Below are 18,157 nucleotides of genomic sequence, written 5' to 3' on the forward strand. Positions count from 1 at the left end.
AGTCTGCTTATACACCAGAAGCCAATTCAACAATAACGAAGGTGTCATCGTCATGAATAAGCTTGTGAAAGTTATCTGCCTTACTTCTGCTGTGCTCCTGGCATTACCTGCTGTGGCGGCTACCTCATCTGATGAGCAGATTCGCAATCGGTTGGACTTTATTGAAAAAAGCTGGAACGCAGGTAAGGCCGACGAACTCATTCAAAGGGATTTATGTCCCTAGCACTCAGATTGCCGGGGAGGGCACTGAGCAACTGTACAGCGGAACGCAAGCCGTTTCCGAACTGGTGAAAGGACTGGTCAAGGATAATAAGCATGTTCAGCTGGAGCTGAACAGCTCACAGCAAGTCAGTAAAGACGTAGTCGTTAGTTGGGTTACCTGGACTATCACACCAGTCGCCCAAGACGCTAAACCATTTAATATGAAAAGTCTGTTTGTCTGGAAAAACGACGGCAAGCGCTGGAACCTTGTGGCTGACATGTACACCTCAGGTGTAATTGCCAAATAGTGATAGCTATTCGCGTATCACTTCACCTGTAATTAATATCTCCTGAGGATGCAGCGGCTGCCCACGACAGAAGCTGCATCTGATAAAAATAAGTACAATAATCAGAGAAGCAGTTATGTCCCCGAAATTTAGAAAAGTCGTATTTTCGATTCTTCTCAACACCACCCTCGTCTCCGGCGCAAGCGCGTTGGATGAAATAAAAATATCGGGAATCAGCATAACGCCGAAATTAGAGCTAGGTGCAGGATTTGTTTATAACTCCAATCAGGCTTTCGGGTCAGACACCAGTTACTTCGGTTTGCCCATTGACCGCGATGGCAGCAGATTCGAGTATTTCGCTCGACCGGGCTTAGAATTTAACGGCCCATTAGGTGGGCTCGGTTCACTCTATGGAGGCGTTAGCTCAGTAGCCAGCGCCACTCGGGGCGACTCCGACGGTGCGGGGTTCACACGTGATGATCCTGAGTCCTCAGACATCGACGAAGCCTATGTGGGTTGGAAGAGCGGATCGGTGTTCTCATCGCTTGGGGAGGATGCCATCAAGCTCAGCGTCGGTCGTCAGGCATTCATGATCGGTAACGGATTTCTTATTGGCGAAGGCCATGTGGACCAGGGCCATGATGCAGGCTACTGGCTCGGCCCATACAAGGCATTCGATAGCACCGTCCTGGGACAGCTCGATGCCGGGAAACTGCACGTTGATCTCTTTGACCTGCAAGCCAGGATGGATCTGGACGTAGCCGATCTCAAGGAAAAGGTGCGCGTTCGAGGCGGAAACGTGGAATGGCGTGATGAGGTCTATGGCACGCTAGGAGCTACCGCGTTTCATGTGCTCGATGCGGACAACCCAGTGCGCGATGGTATGAACGTTTACGACGTTCGAGCGTCGGGTAGCCCGATAGCGGCATTACCCCAGGTGGCACTCGCTGCGGAATACGCATGGCAGCAAGGCGGGGAAGCCGACAAGAAAAGCCAGGCATGGTATCTGCAAGGTAGCTACACCTTTCAGAATGCACCATGGACACCTGTCCTGACCTACCGCCATGCCGAATTCTCGGATGATTACGACTCGCTTTTGTATGGCTACGGTGGCGACTGGGGCACCTGGTTCCACGGGGAGATCGTTGGCGAATCGATGCTGTTCAATGTGAATCAGAAGGTCGATATGCTCAAGCTGACTGCATACCCGACTGAGACTTTGATGATTGGCGCGATTCTGTATGACTTCAGCTACTACAAGACGCCAGAAGGGGTAGATAGTGACGAGTTCGCGAAAGAGTTGAACCTGCATGTGGACTGGATGGCCACACCCAAGCTCACGGTGGGCGCGCTGGTGGGGGTAGCGCGTCCGGGCGATGGAGCGAAGCAAACTTTCGGCGCTGATAACACGTCGCACCTATTTGAGACCTACATCAACTACAAATTCTGAAGCGGATTGACACCGTATAGCTATGTGGCGATGCAGGCCAAGCTGATCTGATGAGAGCTGCATCGCCACGACATTCCTTCCAGCGTTAAGCTACTTGATGCCTCGATTACGGAATGGGTACTGCTGAGTGAATCACCTTCTGCCCGAATGGTCTCAGCGCCCCTGATTGCGCTGGTAGGGATTTCACTCGATCTTCTTGGTGAAAATGCTGAGATGGGCGATAGAACCTTCCTCGGGCGCGCGCTTTGGGTCGCTGGCAGGCTCTGTGAATGGCTGCTATGGGTCCAGGCTGTGTGAAAACACCTGCGATTGTATAACCTTCTGATCGTCGAGATCGTGGCGGGGACGATCATGAAGCGGTTCATTGAGGGTGAGGCCCGGACGCAAGTCACGCTGCTGCCGGAGTGCCTGGATGATTACATCACCGAAGAAAACCCTGTTCGGGTGGTTGACGTTTTCGTCGATGAACTCGACCTCGGAGCGCTCGGATTCGAGTGTGTCGATCCGGCTGCTACGGGTCGTCCGGCCTACCATCCAGCAGTCCTGCTGAAAATCTACATCTATGGCTACCTCAATCGGATTCAGTCCAGCCACCGGCTTGAGCGCGAGGCAGAGCGCAACGTCGAGCTGCCACCACTTGGTGCGAGCCAGAAACCTCTGTTGTTTCCGGGCTGATCATACAAACTGATGCTACCCAGGGTGCAGCCAGTATCGTTGCACATGCGGATCATCCAGTGCCTTTCACGACCTGCTGCCACGGCAGGCAGAGCGATATCTCGGACATAGACCAGCGCCGGTCTTCTGGATACGGCCATGGGACACGACGATCCAGGTAGCGAACCACCTCCCAGCAGGGGAACAGCTCCTGAATGATGGGTGAATCCTCCAGCTGGAGGGGCGTGAGAACCAGCCGATCGGTGATCAGCGTCGGAAGACAGCCCATGACATTCGTTCCCGGGCATCCCTGTTAGACGGTGATGATCAGTACAGTCGCGAAGGGCAGCAATCGGCCAGAAGGGGACGCACCTACAGTTTGTACGGATGGAACCCTGGAACACCAAGGCCTATTCATTCACCAATTGAATGACCGTTTTGCCCTTGCTGCGACCTCCTGCGACCTGGCGAAATGCCTCGTTGACCTCTGCCAGCGCAAAGTGCTGCTGATCGACTCGAATGGTCAGTTGCCCGGCATTGGCCAGCAAAGCCGCCTCGCGCAGGATGTCTCCATGGTGGTCGCGCCCCGTGCCGGTAAGCAACGGCGTCAGGGGTGAACACGCCCGAGTAGGTGGCGCTTTTGAACGATAGCGGCGCGAGGCTGTGCTGGCCCCAGCCGAGGCAACTCAGTACGTGTCCGGTATAGGGCTTCACTGCCTGGAAGGAGGCATCCAGCGTGCTGCCACCCACGGTGTCATAAACGATGTCGAACCCCTCGCCGGCCGTGTACTGCTTGACATAGGCCTCCACGCTTTGCGTCTGGTAGTCGATTGCCGTGGCGCCCAGCGAGCGAATGAAGTCGAGACTCGCCGCCGAACCGGTGGCGTAGACTTCGGCACCGCGCGCCTTGGCCAGTTGCACCGCGACTTGGCCGACCCCTCCCGCACCGCCATGGATCAGCACCCGCTGTCCGGCATGGACATTGGCGCGATCCACCAAGCCTTCCCAGGCGGTGATGAAGACCAAAGGCAAAGCGGCGGCCTCACGCATGCTGAGCGCATGTGGCTTTGCCGCGATCAATCGGGCATCCACGGCGATGTACTCGGCCATGGTGCCCTGAGCACCGCCGATCCCACCGGCCATGCCGAAGACCTCCTGGCCGGGCGCGAAGCCCTCGACCGCCTCGCCCAGCTCTACGACCGTGCCGGCCAGGTCCAGACCGAGCACCGCCGGCAGTGCCTGGCGGGCGTGTGTTCCCGCGCCAGTGGCGATCTTGGTATCGAGCGGGTTGACCCCTGCGGCGTGAACCTTGACCAAGACCTGCCCCTTACCGGGAGCAGGGCGAGCCATATGGCGGACGGCCAGCGGGGCCTGGGCGGACTCGGCGATAGCGGCAAGCATGGTCTGGTTCATGACGTGGACCTCTGAATGAGTGGACGCTTACAGGTTGCTCCGTCTTATCCATTCTGATAAGAAACCAAATTTGCATATCACTCATTCCTGAAAGAGGCCTAATATCGATGGATCTGTTCGACAGCATGCGCATCTTCGTGCGCGTCGTGGAGCGTGGCTCGTTCTCGGCTGTCGCGCGCGAACTGAACATGGGGCAGCCTGCGGTGAGCAAGCAGATCCGTGCGCTGGAGCAGTATCTGGGTGGGGCCGTGTTCGCCCGCAGCACCCGGCTTTTGGCCCTGACCGACCAGGGGCAGAGCTTTTACAGGCAATGCCAGGAGATTCTCGGCCAGCTCGACAGCGCCACCCGCAGCTTCGCCAGCGGCCAGGAGCAAATTGCCGGTCCCCTGCGAATCGCCGCACCGGTCACCTACGGAAGGTTGTGCATAGCGCCGCTGCTTGGGGCCTTTCTGCAGCGCCATCCCGCTGTGCGGATCGACCTGCGCCTGAGCGATCACAACGAGGATCTGCTCAAGGAAAACATCGACTTGGCGATCCGCATCGGGGTGGTGAAGAGCGAGGGGCTGGTGGCCGTCTCTCTGGGCACCAGCAAGCGGCGGGTCTATGCCGCGCCCATCTATCTGGATCGCCACGGCCTGCCAGGCGAGCCCGCCGACCTGGCAAACCACAACTGCATCGCCTTCACCCTGCTGGAGCATTACGATCGCTGGCACTTCACCCGCGGTGCGCAAGCGCTCGATGTCGCCATCAAGGGCAACGTCACCAGCAACAGCAGCGAGGCCATACGTGAGATGGTCCTGGGCGGCCTGGGCGTTTCCCTTTCTCCGGAATGGCTATTTGCAGCAGACGTCCAGCAGGGCATCGTGCGCAGCGTGCTCGACGATTACCAGACCACCGCGCTGCCAGTCAGCGCCGTGTTCAGCCGCGAGCGACGACGCTCGGCTCGGACGATGGCGTTCGTCGATTTTCTCCGGGAGCATTTGTAGCTGTTCCCAAGCGGGGCGCAGGTCCGCGCGCATAACGGGCAGACCTGACAGGTATCATGCCGTGTTCTGCTGCAGCCATTCCCTCGGGCTTGCGCCCACCTTGCGACGAAAGGTGCGGGCCAGCGCAGACGGACTTTCGTAGCCCACCTCATCGGCGATCAGTGCTATGGGGCGGCCTTCGCGCAGGCGCTTCTGCGTCAGGCTGATTCGCCAGTTGGCCAGGTAATCCGCAGGGGTGGCGCCCACGGTCTCGCGAAAGTGCGCAGCAAAGCTCGCGCGTGACATACCGGCACGATCCGCCAACTCCGCCACGGACCAGTTTTGCCGGGGCTCGTTGTGGATAGCCACCAACGCACGGGACAGCTGGGCGTCGGCCAGCCCGGCCATCATCCCCGAGGCGATGCTGCGGCTGGCGATGAGATGGCGAAGCAGCTGAATCACCATCAGCTCGAACAGGCGATTGAGGATCACGTCCCGCCCGCATTCGTCGCCGAAGGCCTCTTCAAACAGCCAGTCGAGGGTGCTATCGAGGCCCTGCAACTCACGCAGCGGCTTGATGATGAAGTCCGGCAACGCCAGGGTCAGTGGATTGTTGGCGCCGCCATCGAATTGCAAGGTGGCACACACCAACTCTGCTTCATCGGCTTCGCTCGCCGACAACTGATGCTCCTGCGGGCGTACGGCCAGAATCAGGCTGGGTTCCGTCAATTCAATCAGCTGGCCGCGCTTGTCCCTCAAGACCAGGCGCCCCGAACGCAACAGATGGGCGTGGCCGACGCTGTGCTGCCCATAAAGGCTGGTTGTTCCGCAAAGCCCACCTTGGTGAAAGGTGGAAGCGTGCAAGTTGAAGTGCTTGAGCAGCGTCGATAATCGGTCCATGGCTCGCTCATGTTTAGACGATCTGTTGCATAAATTCGACGATCTGAATCCGAAAGAAAAGGTAGCCTTCCTAGTATGGGCTCCAGGCTTGATCGACAAGCCGGTTAATCAACCTACTGGAGAACTACCATGACTCGTATCGCCGCTCTCTCGCTGGACCAAGCCCCTGCTGGCTCGCGCGCTGCCCTCGAAGGCATTCAAAAAGGTCTCGGCTTCATTCCCAACGCATTCAAGACCCTGGCCCACTCCCCGGCCGTACTCAACGGTTACCTGGGCCTCGCACAGGCCCTGGGTAAAAGCTCACTGAGCGCCGCCGAACGCGAGGTTGTGGCCCTGGCGACCTCGGAAATCAACGGTTGCGATTACTGCCTGGCCGCACACGCCTTCTTTGGCGCCAAGGCGGGTTTGAGCGATGAAGCCATCAGCCAGGCTCGCAGCGGCACCCTCAGCGCGGTCGCAGCGCTGGCGCAGCAGATCACCGCAAGCCGCGGCCAATTGAGTGACGAGCAGGTCGCTGCAGCGCGAGAGGCCGGTCTTGACGATAGCAAGATCGTGGAGGTGGTGGCGCAAGTCACGCTGCTGACTCTGACCAACTACCTGAACAACATCGCTACGACCGATATCGACTTCCCGCCGTCGGCACGCTAGGAGGGTAACCGCCATGAGTCAAGTGCAGTGCTCGAAGAGCAGCGCGGTGAAACCCTGTGCACCAGGATCATCAACTTGTCAGTTTTGATCATTGAGCCCGTTCAAACGGCTGTTTAATGTCGCAGGCAGACAAACGACGGGGCCCGCCGCCCGGTGCGGCCCCGCATCCCGTGAATACGCCATCTGGGGACCTTTCCATGGCCGCCGACCGCTACCCGCACCTGCTCGCCCCGCTGGACCTGGGCTTCACCACCTTGCGCAACCGCACCTTGATGGGGTCGATGCACACGGGCCTCGAAGAGCGCCCGGGCGGCTTCGAGCGCATGGCCGCGTACTTTGCCGAGCGCGCTCGCGGTGGCGTCGGCCTGATGGTGACCGGCGGCATCGCGCCGAACGATGAGGGTGGGGTGTATTCCGGCGCGGCCAAGCTCAGCACCGAGGAGGAGGCCGACAAGCACCGCATCGTCACCGAGGCGGTGCACGCTGCCGGTGGCAAGATCTGCCTGCAGATCCTGCATGCCGGGCGCTATGCCTACAGCCCGCGCCAGGTCGCACCCAGCGCGATCCAGGCGCCGATCAACCCGTTCAAGCCCAGGGAACTGGACGAGGCGGGTATCGAGAAGCAGATTGCCGACTTCGTCACGTGCGCGGTGCTGGCCCAGCGCGCCGGTTACGACGGCGTCGAGATCATGGGTTCGGAAGGCTACTTCATCAACCAGTTCCTCGCCGCCCACACCAACCACCGCACCGACCGCTGGGGCGGTAGCTATGAAAACCGCATGCGCCTGGCGGTGGAAATCGTCAGCCGGGTGCGTGGCGCGGTAGGGCCGAACTTCATCATCATCTTCCGCCTGTCGATGCTCGACCTGGTGGAGGGTGGCAGCACCTGGGACGAGATCGAACTGCTGGCCAAGGCCATCGAGCAGGCCGGCGCAACCCTGATCAACACCGGCATCGGGTGGCACGAAGCGCGTATCCCGACCATAGCCACCAAGGTGCCGCGCGCGGCATTCAGCAAGGTCACTGCCAAGCTGCGTGGCGTGGTGAACATTCCGCTGATCACCACCAACCGCATCAACACCCCGGAAGTGGCCGAGGCGGTGCTGGCCGAGGGTGATGCCGACATGGTCTCGATGGCCCGGCCATTCCTGGCCGACCCGGATTTCGTCAACAAGGCCGCCGCCGGGCGCGCGGCGACGAGATCAACACCTGCATCGGCTGCAACCAGGCCTGCCTGGACCATACCTTTGGCGGCAAGCTGACCAGCTGCCTGGTCAACCCGCGTGCCTGCCACGAGACCGAGCTCAACTACCTGCCGGTGCGCACCGTGAAGCGCATTGCCGTGGTCGGCGCTGGCCCGGCCGGCCTGGCGGCAGCCACGGTAGCGGCCGAGCGCGGCCACACGGTGACCCTGTTCGACGGTGCAAGCGAGATCGGCGGGCAGTTCAATGTGGCCAAGCGGGTACCGGGCAAGGAAGAGTTCCATGAAACCCTGCGTTACTTCCGCAACAAGGTCAAAAGCACGGGCGTGGACCTGCGCCTGAACACCCGGGTCGATGTGCAGGCGCTGGTGGACGGTGGCTATGACGAGATCATCCTGGCCACCGGCATCGCCCCGCGCACGCCGGCCATCCCCGGTGTCGAGCATGCCAAGGTACTCAGCTACCTGGACGTGCTACTTGAGCGCAAGCCGGTGGGCAAGGCTGTCGCGGTGATTGGTGCGGGTGGCATCGGTTTCGACGTTTCCGAGTACCTGGTGCATCAAGGCGTGGCCACCAGCCAGGACCGCGAGGCGTTCTGGAAGGAGTGGGGCATCGATACCCATCTGCAGGCGCGCGGTGGCGTGGCCGGGATCAAGGCCGAGCCGCATGCCCCGGCGCGGCAGGTGTACCTGTTGCAGCGCAAGAAATCCAAGGTGGGTGACGGCCTGGGCAAGACTACCGGCTGGATTCACCGTACCGGCTTGAAGAACAAGCGGGTGCAGATGCTCAACAGCGTCGAGTACCTGGGCATCGACGATGCCGGCCTGCACGTTCGCGTGGCCGACGGCGAGCCACAAGTGTTGGCAGTGGACAATGTGGTGATCTGTGCCGGGCAGGAGCCGCTGCGCGAACTGCAGGACGGGCTGGTGGCGGCGGGGCAGTCGGTGCACCTGATTGGTGGGGCCGATGTGGCGGCGGAACTGGATGCCAAGCGGGCGATCAACCAGGGTTCGAGGTTGGCGGCTGAGCTCTGAGTTGCCGGGGCCGCTTTGCGGCCCTTCGCGGGCTTGCCCGCTCCCACAGGGGTAGCGCACCTCGGACTGTGGAAGCGGGCAAGCCCGCGAAGGGCTGCAAAGCAGCCCCAGGATTTCGCTGGTAAACTCGCAGCATGCTCCTCGACCTTCCCCAAGCTCCCCTGCACCCCCTGACCCTGCCCTGGCTGCAACAGGCCAAGGTCGAAGCCGCCATCCTGCGCCTGGACCTGATCGACCCGCTGATCAGCGGCAACAAGTGGTTCAAGCTACGCCACCACCTGCAACAGGCCAGCGCCAGCAACGCCCCGGGCCTGATCAGCCTCGGCGGCAACCATTCCAACCACCTGCACGCCTTGGCCGCAGCCGGCAAGCGCTTCGGCTTCGCTACCGCCGGCCTGCTGCGCGGTCACGCCCAGGACACGCCAACCGTGCGGGACCTGCAGGCGCTGGGCATGGAGCTTCACTGGCTGGGCTATGGCGGCTACCGGGCACGAAACGAAGCGGGTTTCTGGGAGCCCTGGCAGGCACGCTATCCGGGTTGGCACTGCATCCCCGAAGGGGGCGGCGGGCTCGCCGGTGCACGGGGCTGCGCGCTGATCGTGCAGCAAGCGCGCGGGCAAGTCGCGGCACTGGGCTGGACGGGCTACGACGCCTGGTGGCTGGCCAGCGGAACGGGAACTACCCTGGCCGGCCTGGTAATGGCCGAGGCCGGCGCACATGTGGTGCATGGTGCATTGGCTGTACCCAGGGACCATGGTGTACCGGAAGCGGTAGCGACACTGGCCGGCGCGCATGGCTACCAGCTGCACGACGCCTGCCGTGGCGGGTTCGGCAAATTCGATGATGAGCTGCTGGCGTTCATCGCCGACTGCGAGCGGCACACCGGCGTGCCACTCGAAGCCCTGTACACCGGCAAGGCTCTGCTGGCCTTGCGTGAGCAGGTCGGGGCCGGGCTGTTCGCGCCTGGCTCCCGCCTGATCGTGGTGCACACCGGCGGCCTGCAGGGCCGACGCGGTTACTTGTAAGGCAGCATGCGCAGCAGTGTGTTGTCGCGCTGCACATAGTGATGATACAGCCCGGCCAGCGCGTGCAGGCCGATCAGCCAGTAGCCCCAGCTGCCGATGCGTTCATGCCAGCCTTTGATGAACTTGGCCTGGTCCGGGTTCGGGCCGATCAGGTGCGGCAGCTCCAGGCCGAAGAACGGCACCGGTTTGTCGGCGGCGCTGAGGATAAGCCAGCCGGCCAGCGGCAGGATGATCATCAGCAGGTACAAAGCCAGGTGCATCAAGTGCCCGAGGCCGGTCTGCCAGGCCGCAGGCTTGGGCACGATGGGCGGGGTCGGGCGGCTCAGGCGGATGGCCAGGCGCAGCCAGACCAGCACGAACACGCTGAGCCCAAGCATGAAGTGCAGATCTTTCATCAGGTTGCGTTCGACGCTGTCCTTGGGGAACAGCCCACGCAGTTCGATAAGGGCGTACACCGCGGCCAGCAGCACCAGCATCAGCCAGTGCAGGGCAATGGAAAGGCGCGCGTAATGGGTCGCGGGGGTGGATGAAACCATGATCGGTCCTCGTCATCAGGTCGGAATGGCGCTCTTGCTGGCGCTCAGGTAGTACTGTAATGGCTATCGGGGAACGGATTTTTGCTCTGGGTCTGTGAAAATTGTGTTGTCTGCACCGGCCTCTTCGCGGGCTTGCCCGCTCCCACAGGTACTGCACAGCCTTCAGAATCTGTGCTGTATCTGTGGGAGCGGGCAAGCCCGCGAAGAGGCCGGAACTGCTGGCATCATGCCTCGGGAGTAAATGGCCAAGTGTCAGCCACCAGAAACACCCGCTCGGCCTCCTGCCAGCCGCCATCAGCCTCTTGCTCCAACCTCACCAGCAACTGCGCAGGAGCCTGCCGCTGCAGCACATGCAGCCACGCCGCAAACTGCTCCATCGGCCAGCAGTCGTTCGCCTCGACCCGCGCCGGCGCCAGCCAGGCATGCCGTTGCAGCGGTTGCCATCGCTCACCCTCGCCCATGATCCAGTCCCGCCGCCGTACCCAGCGCCCGCGCAAGTGCTGCGGGTTGGCGCCCTGCGGTGGCTGCGCATGCCCAGGCCACGGGTAGAACAGATAACCACCCAGCCACACATGCGCCTGCACCTCCTCCACACCCAGTTGCGCCAGCACCTCGCGGCTGTGCGCCCCCGCCGACATGGGCAACTGGTGCCGCGTCAGGTGCGCCAGTTTGCTACCCAGGCGGTCATGGCAGCCCGGCCCCAGCCAGGCTTGCGGGTCGTGCCCGGCGTGCTCCGGGCCCAGGTACAGCTTGATCGCCAACTCCAGGTGGTGCACGCCGTCGCGGTCGCGCAGCACCACGTCCAGCTCGCCCAAGGTGCGCCCGCCGTCGCGAATCGCCAGATTGGCCGCCAGCAGTTCGATGCCCGGCGCCTGGCCCAGGGCGAATTGCCACAGGCGTTCGTAGTAATGCCCCAACCGCCGACTGCCCAGTTGCGCCAGCCAGTCGCGCAATGGCCGGTCATCGTCATCCAGCGCCTGCAGCCAGTTTGCGAGGTGCTGCGGCTGGTCGGCCCACAGGCTGCCCGCCAGCGGGTGGCGCTGGGGGCAGGGCGGGGCGCTGAGCAACGGGGGCGACAGCAGGGCCCAGGCCAGGTCGCGCACGGTGGGACGGCGTAGCTGCCGGGGCAGGTGATGGAGCAGGGCGAATGGCATCATCCTGCGAGCATAGCCGGTTTGCCGCTACCCGGTGGTTTCGCCCATAATCGCGGCATAGTCACCCGCCGCAGAGCCTCGCAGGAGCCCCATGGAGCAATTTCGCAATATCGGTATCATCGGCCGCCTTGGCAGCTCCCAGGTGCTCGACACCATTCGCCGACTGAAAAAATTCCTCCTCGAGCGCCACCTGCACGTGATCCTCGAGGACACCATCGCCGAGGTGCTGCCCGGCCATGGCCTGCAAACCTCCACCCGCAAGCTGCTGGGCGAGGTCTGTGATCTGGTCATCGTGGTCGGCGGCGACGGTAGCCTGCTGGGCGCCGCCCGCGCCCTGGCCCGGCACAACATTCCGGTGCTGGGCATCAACCGTGGCAACCTGGGCTTCCTTACCGACATTCGCCCCGACGAGCTGGAAGAGAAGGTTGCCGAAGTACTCGACGGCCACTATCTGGTGGAAAACCGCTTCCTGCTGCAGGCCGAGGTGCGCCGCCATAACGAAGCCATTGGCCAGGGTGATGCGTTGAACGACGTGGTGCTGCACCCGGGCAAGTCCACGCGCATGATCGAGTTCGAGATCTACATCGATGGCCAGTTCGTCTGCAGCCAGAAGGCCGACGGCCTGATCGTCGCCACTCCCACCGGCTCCACCGCCTACGCGCTGTCGGCCGGGGGGCCGATCATGCACCCCAAGCTCGACGCTATCGTCATCGTGCCGATGTACCCGCACACCCTGTCGGGCCGGCCAATCGTGGTCGACGGCAACAGCGAGCTGAAGATCGTGGTGTCCAAGGACCTGCAGATCTACCCGCAAGTGTCCTGTGACGGCCAGAACCACTTCACCTGCGCCCCCGGCGACACCATCACGGTGAGCAAGAAACCGCAGAAGCTACGCCTGATCCACCCACTGGACCACAATTACTACGAGGTCTGCCGCACCAAGCTCGGCTGGGGCAGCCGTCTGGGAAGCAGGGACGACTGATGCTCGATCCGGCGCGTAGTTTCGACATCATCGGTGACGTGCACGGTTGTGCGCTGACCCTTGAACGCCTGCTCGACGCCCTCGGTTACAAGCGTGTGGCCGGTGTCTGGCGCCACCCGCGGCGCCAGGCGCTGTTCCTTGGCGACATCGTCGACCGCGGGCCACGCATTCGCGAGGCATTGCACATCGTCCACGACATGGTCGAGGCCGGCCAGGCGTTCTGCATCATGGGCAACCACGAGTACAACGCCCTGGGCTGGGTCACTCCGGCACTGCCCGGCAGCGGCAAGGCCTTTGTACGTGAACACACGCCGCGTCACGCCCGGCTGATCGACGAAACCCTGACCCAGTTCGCCCACCACCCCGCGGACTGGCACGACTTCGTCAACTGGTTCTACGAACTGCCATTGTTCGTCGACGCCGGGCGCTTCCGCCTGGTGCATGCCTGCTGGGACCCACGGCTGATCGAGCCGCTGCGCCAGCTGTACCCCGACGGGCGCATCGACGAGCACTTCATCCAGGCCTCGGCGGTGACCGGCAGTTTTGCCGCCACCGTGTGCAACCGCCTGCTGCGCGGCACCGACATGCGCCTGCCGGACGGCCTGACCCTGACTGGCGGCGACGGCCTGACCCGCGCCTTTTTCCGCACCAAGTTCTGGGAAGAAGACCCGCAAACCTATGGCGACATCGTGTTCCAGCCCGATGCCCTGCCCGCGGAAGTGGCCAGCACCCCGCTCAGCCATAGCCAGAAAAACGCCTTGCTGCGCTATGCCGAAGACGAGCCGATGCTGTTCGTCGGCCATTACTGGCGCAGCGGCCGCCCGGCGCCGATCCGCGCCAACCTGGCCTGCCTCGACTACAGCGCCGTGCTCTACGGCAAGCTGGCTGCCTACCGGCTGGATGATGAAACCCGCATCGACCCGCACAAGTTCGTCTGGGTCGACGTCGACCGCCCGCAGGCCAACCAATGAACGTTATCGAAGTGATGCGCCTGCCGCTGTCGGTCGACCTCAGTGGCTTCGTCCAGCTGCTGCAGCGCCTGCAGGTGCCGCACCGGGTCAGCGAGGAGGGTGATGCCCAGGTGCTCTGGGCCCCCGATACCCTGGCCGAAGACGTCCGCGAACTCTACCAGCGCTACCCCGACGGCAACGCCGACCTTGAGCTCGCTGCGGCCCCTGTGGGAGCGGGCGCGCCCGCGAATGCCCCCACACAGCCCTCCCTGGCAGACCAGGCCAAAGCCTGCAAGATCACCACCCTGACCCTGCTGCTGTGCTTCATCGTCGCCGGCCTCACCGGCCTGGGCGACAACTTCACCACCATCAGCTGGTTCACCTTCCTCGACTTCCGCGTCCAGGGCGACTACCTGTACTTCAGCCCGCTGGCGCAAAGCCTGGACGAAGGCCAGTGGTGGCGCCTGGTATCGCCCATGCTGCTGCACTTCGGCGTGCTGCATCTGGCCATGAACAGCCTGTGGTTCTGGGAGCTGGGCAAACGCATCGAACTGCGCCAGGGCCCGTGGGCGCTGCTGGGCCTGACCCTGCTGTTCAGCCTGGTGTCCAACCTGGCCCAGCACTACAGCAGCGGGCCGAGCCTGTTCGGTGGCCTGTCCGGTGTGCTGTACGGCCTGCTCGGGCATATCTGGCTGTTCCAGTGGCTGGCGCCAAACCGTTACTTCAACCTGCCCAAGGGCGTGCTGGTGATGATGCTGATCTGGCTGGTGGTGTGCCTGAGCGGCGTGATCGACACCCTGGGCCTTGGCCAGATCGCCAACGCCGCCCACGTCGGCGGGCTGCTCATCGGATGCCTGACCGGGCTCTTGGGTGGGGCGCTGGCGCGGCGTAAACTGTCGGCTTGAATCAGGAGACACTATGTCCACTTTCGCGCAAATGATCGAAAACATCACCCCGGAAATCTACCAGAGCCTGAAGCTGGCCGTGGAAATCGGCAAATGGTCGGACGGCCGCAAGCTCACCGCCGAACAGAAAGAGCTGTCGCTGCAGGCAGTGATCGCCTGGGAAATGAAAAACCTGCCCGAAGACCAGCGCACCGGTTACATGGGCCCGCAGGAGTGCGCGTCGAAGTCTGCACCGATCGCCAACATTCTGTTCAAGTCGGACTCGGTACATTGATCGAACTCGCTCGTGGCTCGTTGAGCAAGATGGCGGTCAGCCTGCAGGCGCCGGTGGTGCAGTACAGCTTCCGCCTGGATGACACGCAAGTGCCGGTCAACCCGCTGATCGGCCAGCGCCTGCGCCTGGAATACCTCGGCGCCATCCACTGCAGCCATTGTGGCAAGCGCACCAAGACCAGCTTCAGCCAGGGTTATTGCTACCCGTGCATGACCAGGCTGGCCCAGTGCGACGTCTGCATCATGGCCCCGGAAAAGTGCCACTACGACGCCGGCACCTGCCGCGAACCGTCGTGGGGTGAACAGTTCTGCATGACCGACCATGTCGTCTACCTGGCCAACTCGTCGGGGATCAAGGTCGGTATTACCCGCGCCACCCAGCTGCCCACCCGCTGGCTCGACCAGGGCGCCAGCCAGGCCCTGCCGATCCTGCGTGTGGCCACCCGCCAGCAATCCGGCCTGGTCGAGGACTTGCTGCGCAGCCAGGTGCCGGACCGCACCAACTGGCGCACCCTGCTCAAGGGCGACGCCGAGGAGCTCGACCTGGTTGCCATTCGTGAACAGGTCTTCGATGCCTGCACCGCTGGCCTGGGCGAACTGCAAGGCCGCTTTGGCCTGCAGGCGATCCAGCCGCTGCGCGACGCCGAAGTGGTCCAGATGAAATATCCGGTCGAGGCCTACCCGAAAAAGATCGTCAGCTTCAACCTCGACAAGGACCCGGTAGTGGAAGGCACGCTGCTGGGCATCAAGGGCCAGTACCTGATCTTCGACACCGGTGTGATCAATATTCGCAAGTACACGGCCTACCAGCTGGCCGTGCTCCAGTAAAAGGACCTCTACATGCGTACCGAACAACCGCAAGTGATCTACCTCAAGGATTACCAGGCGCCCGAGTACCTGATCGACGAGACGCACCTGACCTTCGAGCTGTTCGAGGACCACACCCTGGTTCACGCGCAACTGGTCATGCGCCGCAACCCGGCACGCGGTGCCGGCCTGCCGCCACTGGAACTCGATGGCCAGCAGCTGGAGCTGCTGCGCGCCGCGCTGGATGACCAGGAATTGCAGCCGGGTGACTACCAGCTCGACGCCGACAGCCTGACCGTGCAGCCCAAGGCCGAGCGCTTCACCCTCGATACCAGCGTGAAGATCCACCCCGAGAGCAACACCGCACTGGAAGGCCTGTACAAGTCGGGCAAGATGTTCTGCACCCAGTGCGAGGCCGAAGGTTTCCGCAAGATCACCTACTACCTCGACCGCCCGGACGTGATGAGCACCTTCACCACCACGGTCATCGCCGAGCAGCATCGCTACCCGGTATTGCTGAGCAACGGCAACCCGATCGGCAGCGGGCCTGCTGAAGACGGTCGCCACTGGGCAACCTGGGAAGACCCGTTCATGAAGCCGGCCTACCTGTTCGCGCTGGTGGCCGGCGACCTGTGGTGCGTCGAAGACAGCTTCACCCGCCAGTCCGGCCGCGACGTCACCCTGCGCATCTACGTCGAGCCCGAGAACATCGACAAGTGCGACCACGCCATGGTCAGCCTGAAGAAGTCCATGCGCTGGGACGAAGAGGTCTATGGCCGCGAGTACGACCTGGACATCTTCATGATCGTCGCAGTCAACGACTTCAACATGGGCGCCATGGAAAACAAGGGCCTGAACATCTTCAACTCCAGCTGCGTGCTGGCCCGTGCCGAAACGGCTACCGATGCCGCCCACCAGCGCGTCGAAGGCGTGGTCGCCCACGAATACTTCCACAACTGGTCGGGCAACCGGGTCACCTGCCGTGACTGGTTCCAGCTGTCGCTGAAGGAAGGCTTCACGGTGTTCCGCGACGCCGAGTTCAGCGCCGACATGAACTCGCGCACGGTCAAGCGCATCGAGGATGTGGCCTACCTGCGTACCCACCAGTTTGCCGAAGACGCAGGCCCGATGGCCCACCCGGTACGCCCGGACAGCTTCATCGAGATCTCCAACTTCTACACCCTGACCGTGTACGAGAAGGGCGCCGAAGTGGTGCGCATGGTGCGTACCTTGCTGGGTGCCGATGGCTTCCGCAAGGGCAGTGACCTGTACTTCGAGCGCCACGATGGCCAGGCGGTGACCACCGACGATTTCATCAAGGCCATGGAAGACGCCAACGGCGTCGACTTCACCCAGTTCAAGCGCTGGTACAACCAGGCCGGCACCCCGCGCCTGGACGTCAGCGAGGCCTATGATGCGGCCGCGCAGACCTACAGCCTGACATTCCGCCAGAGCTGCCCGCAGACCCCGGACAAGGCCGAAAAACTGCCGTTCGTGATCCCGGTGGAACTGGGCCTGCTGGACGCCGCAGGCAACGACCTGCCGCTGCAACTGGCCGCTGAAGTTGCGGCGCAGGGCACCAGCCGCGTGCTGTCGGTGACCGAAGCCGAGCAGACCTTCACCTTCCAGGGCATCCAGGCCAAGCCGCTGCCGTCGCTGCTGCGTGGTTTCAGCGCACCGGTCAAGCTGAGCTTCCCCTACGACCGCGATCAGCTGATGTTCCTGATGCAGCATGACAGCGATGGTTTCAACCGTTGGGAGGCGGGGCAGCAGTTGTCGGTGCAGGTGCTGCAGGAGCTGATCGGCCAGCATCAGCGCGGCGAAGCACTGAAGCTGGACCAGCGTCTGATCACCGCACTTGGCACTGTACTTGGCAACGAGTCGCTGGACCCGGCCATGGTTGCCGAAATGCTCTCGCTGCCAGGAGAGGCGTACCTTACCGAAATCAGCCAGGTGGCCGATGTGGACGCTATCCATGCCGCCCGCGAATTCGCCCGCCGGCAGATCGCCGAGCAGCTGTTCGACGCCCTGTGGGCGCGCTACCAGGCCAACCGCGAAGTGTCGCGCAACACCGCCTATGTGGCGTCTGCCGAGCACTTTGCCCGCCGCAGCCTGCAGAATATCGCGCTGTCGTATCTGATGCAGAGCGGCCAGCCGCAGGTGCTAGAGGCGACCCTGGAGCAGTTCGAGCAGTGCGACAACATGACCGAGCGTTTGACCGCACTGGCGGTACTGGTCAACTCGCCGTTCGAGGCTGAACGGGCCAAGGCCCTGGAGGCCTTTGCCGAGCACTTCAAGGACAACCCGCTGGTCATGGACCAGTGGTTCAGCGTGCAGGCGGCGAGCACGTTGCCGGGCGGGCTGGCGCGGGTCAAGGCGCTGATGCAGCACCCGGCGTTCACCCTGAAGAACCCGAACAAGGTCCGTGCGCTGATTGGCGCCTTTGCCGGGCAGAACCTGGTCAACTTCCATGCGGCGGATGGCTCGGGGTATCGCTTCCTGGCGGACCTGGTGATCGAGCTGAATGCGCTGAACCCGCAGATCGCCTCGCGGCAGCTGGCACCGCTGACTCGCTGGCGCAAGTATGACGCTGCGCGTCAGGCCCTGATGAAGGGCGAGCTGGAGCGGATTCTGGCTTCTGGCGAGCTGTCCAGTGATGTGTATGAGGTTGTGAGCAAGAGCCTGGCTTGAGGGCCAGAGGGGCTGCTTTGCAGCCCATCGCGACACAAGGCCGCTCCTACAGGGACCCGCGTCAATCCGGCGTTCGCGGT

General features: G+C 62.8%; 14 protein-coding genes and 4 pseudogenes. 13 read left to right on the forward strand and 5 right to left on the reverse strand.

Features of this window, described 5'->3' with window-relative positions:
• The first annotated feature begins 131 nt into the window (after positions 1–131).
• From QIY50_18590 to QIY50_18600, 3 genes and pseudogenes are all read left to right on the forward strand, one after another.
• Positions 132–509 (forward strand): hypothetical protein, encoded by a 378-nt coding sequence (locus QIY50_18590; GenBank protein ID WGV19368.1) that lies wholly within the window; start codon positions 132–134, stop codon positions 507–509.
• 115 nt (positions 510–624) lie between these two features.
• Positions 625–1,938 (forward strand): alginate export family protein, encoded by a 1,314-nt coding sequence (locus QIY50_18595; GenBank protein WGV19369.1) that lies wholly within the window; start codon positions 625–627, stop codon positions 1,936–1,938.
• Positions 1,939–2,289: 351 nt separating this feature from the next.
• Positions 2,290–2,568 (forward strand): annotated as a pseudogene (locus QIY50_18600) (transposase).
• A gap of 8 nt (positions 2,569–2,576) precedes the next feature.
• Here the strand turns inward: QIY50_18600 and QIY50_18605 are convergent.
• A pseudogene (locus tag QIY50_18605) lies at positions 2,577–2,881 on the reverse strand (GNAT family N-acetyltransferase).
• 121 nt (positions 2,882–3,002) lie between these two features.
• Positions 3,003–4,005, reverse strand: a pseudogene (locus QIY50_18610) (zinc-dependent alcohol dehydrogenase family protein).
• Positions 4,006–4,112: 107 nt separating this feature from the next.
• Here QIY50_18610 and QIY50_18615 point away from each other — a divergent pair.
• Positions 4,113–4,991 carry a LysR family transcriptional regulator gene (locus QIY50_18615; protein ID WGV19370.1) on the forward strand — a complete coding sequence of 293 codons (879 nt, stop codon included), beginning with the start codon at positions 4,113–4,115 and terminating at the stop codon, positions 4,989–4,991.
• A gap of 54 nt (positions 4,992–5,045) precedes the next feature.
• Here QIY50_18615 and QIY50_18620 read toward each other — a convergent pair whose 3' ends face one another.
• Complete coding sequence (locus tag QIY50_18620; GenBank protein ID WGV19371.1) at positions 5,046–5,870, reverse strand: AraC family transcriptional regulator; 825 nt, start codon at positions 5,868–5,870, stop codon at positions 5,046–5,048.
• A 129-nt stretch (positions 5,871–5,999) separates the two neighbouring features.
• Here QIY50_18620 and QIY50_18625 point away from each other — a divergent pair, with 129 nt between their 5' ends.
• The 3 genes and pseudogenes from QIY50_18625 (at position 6,000) to QIY50_18635 (ending at position 9,779) form a co-directional block, all read left to right on the forward strand.
• Entirely contained in the window at positions 6,000–6,518 is a 519-nt protein-coding gene (locus tag QIY50_18625) for a peroxidase-related enzyme (GenBank protein WGV19372.1), read from the forward strand.
• Between the two features lie 197 nt (positions 6,519–6,715).
• A pseudogene (locus QIY50_18630) lies at positions 6,716–8,754 on the forward strand (NADPH-dependent 2,4-dienoyl-CoA reductase).
• Between the two features lie 134 nt (positions 8,755–8,888).
• Positions 8,889–9,779, forward strand: coding sequence for a 1-aminocyclopropane-1-carboxylate deaminase (locus tag QIY50_18635; protein ID WGV19373.1), 891 nt, complete (start codon positions 8,889–8,891; stop codon positions 9,777–9,779).
• On the opposite strand, the gene QIY50_18640 is transcribed toward QIY50_18635, so the two are convergent.
• Both QIY50_18640 and QIY50_18645 read right to left on the reverse strand, forming a co-directional pair.
• On the reverse strand, positions 9,770–10,315 hold the full coding sequence (locus QIY50_18640) for a cytochrome b (GenBank protein ID WGV19374.1): 546 nt from the start codon (positions 10,313–10,315) through the stop codon (positions 9,770–9,772). The genes QIY50_18635 and QIY50_18640 overlap by 10 nt on opposite strands.
• Positions 10,316–10,539: 224 nt before the next feature.
• Positions 10,540–11,472 (reverse strand): DUF1853 family protein, encoded by a 933-nt coding sequence (locus QIY50_18645; GenBank protein WGV19375.1) that lies wholly within the window; start codon positions 11,470–11,472, stop codon positions 10,540–10,542.
• A gap of 88 nt (positions 11,473–11,560) precedes the next feature.
• Here QIY50_18645 and QIY50_18650 point away from each other — a divergent pair, with 88 nt between their 5' ends.
• Genes QIY50_18650 through pepN form a run of 6 tightly spaced genes read left to right on the forward strand, consistent with a single transcriptional unit; the run spans position 11,561 to position 18,077 of the window.
• Entirely contained in the window at positions 11,561–12,451 is an 891-nt protein-coding gene (locus QIY50_18650; GenBank protein ID WGV19376.1) for an NAD(+) kinase, read from the forward strand.
• Positions 12,451–13,422, forward strand: a complete 972-nt coding sequence (locus QIY50_18655; protein WGV19377.1) for a metallophosphoesterase — start codon at positions 12,451–12,453, stop codon at positions 13,420–13,422. The genes QIY50_18650 and QIY50_18655 overlap by 1 nt, the downstream gene beginning before the upstream one ends.
• On the forward strand, positions 13,419–14,306 hold the full coding sequence (locus tag QIY50_18660) for a rhomboid family intramembrane serine protease (protein ID WGV19378.1): 888 nt from the start codon (positions 13,419–13,421) through the stop codon (positions 14,304–14,306). Before QIY50_18655 ends, QIY50_18660 begins: the two co-directional genes overlap by 4 nt.
• Positions 14,307–14,319: 13 nt before the next feature.
• Complete coding sequence (locus QIY50_18665) at positions 14,320–14,580, forward strand: DUF1315 family protein (GenBank protein ID WGV19379.1); 261 nt, start codon at positions 14,320–14,322, stop codon at positions 14,578–14,580.
• Positions 14,577–15,407: a DUF2797 domain-containing protein gene (locus QIY50_18670; protein ID WGV19380.1), complete on the forward strand. Its 831-nt coding sequence runs from the start codon at positions 14,577–14,579 to the stop codon at positions 15,405–15,407. Before QIY50_18665 ends, QIY50_18670 begins: the two co-directional genes overlap by 4 nt.
• A gap of 12 nt (positions 15,408–15,419) precedes the next feature.
• Positions 15,420–18,077, forward strand: a complete 2,658-nt coding sequence (gene pepN / locus QIY50_18675; GenBank protein ID WGV19381.1) for an aminopeptidase N — start codon at positions 15,420–15,422, stop codon at positions 18,075–18,077.
• Positions 18,078–18,157: the final 80 nt, after the last annotated feature.

This window comes from Pseudomonas putida, from assembly GCA_029953615.1.
Taxonomy (GTDB): Bacteria; Pseudomonadota; Gammaproteobacteria; order Pseudomonadales; family Pseudomonadaceae; genus Aquipseudomonas.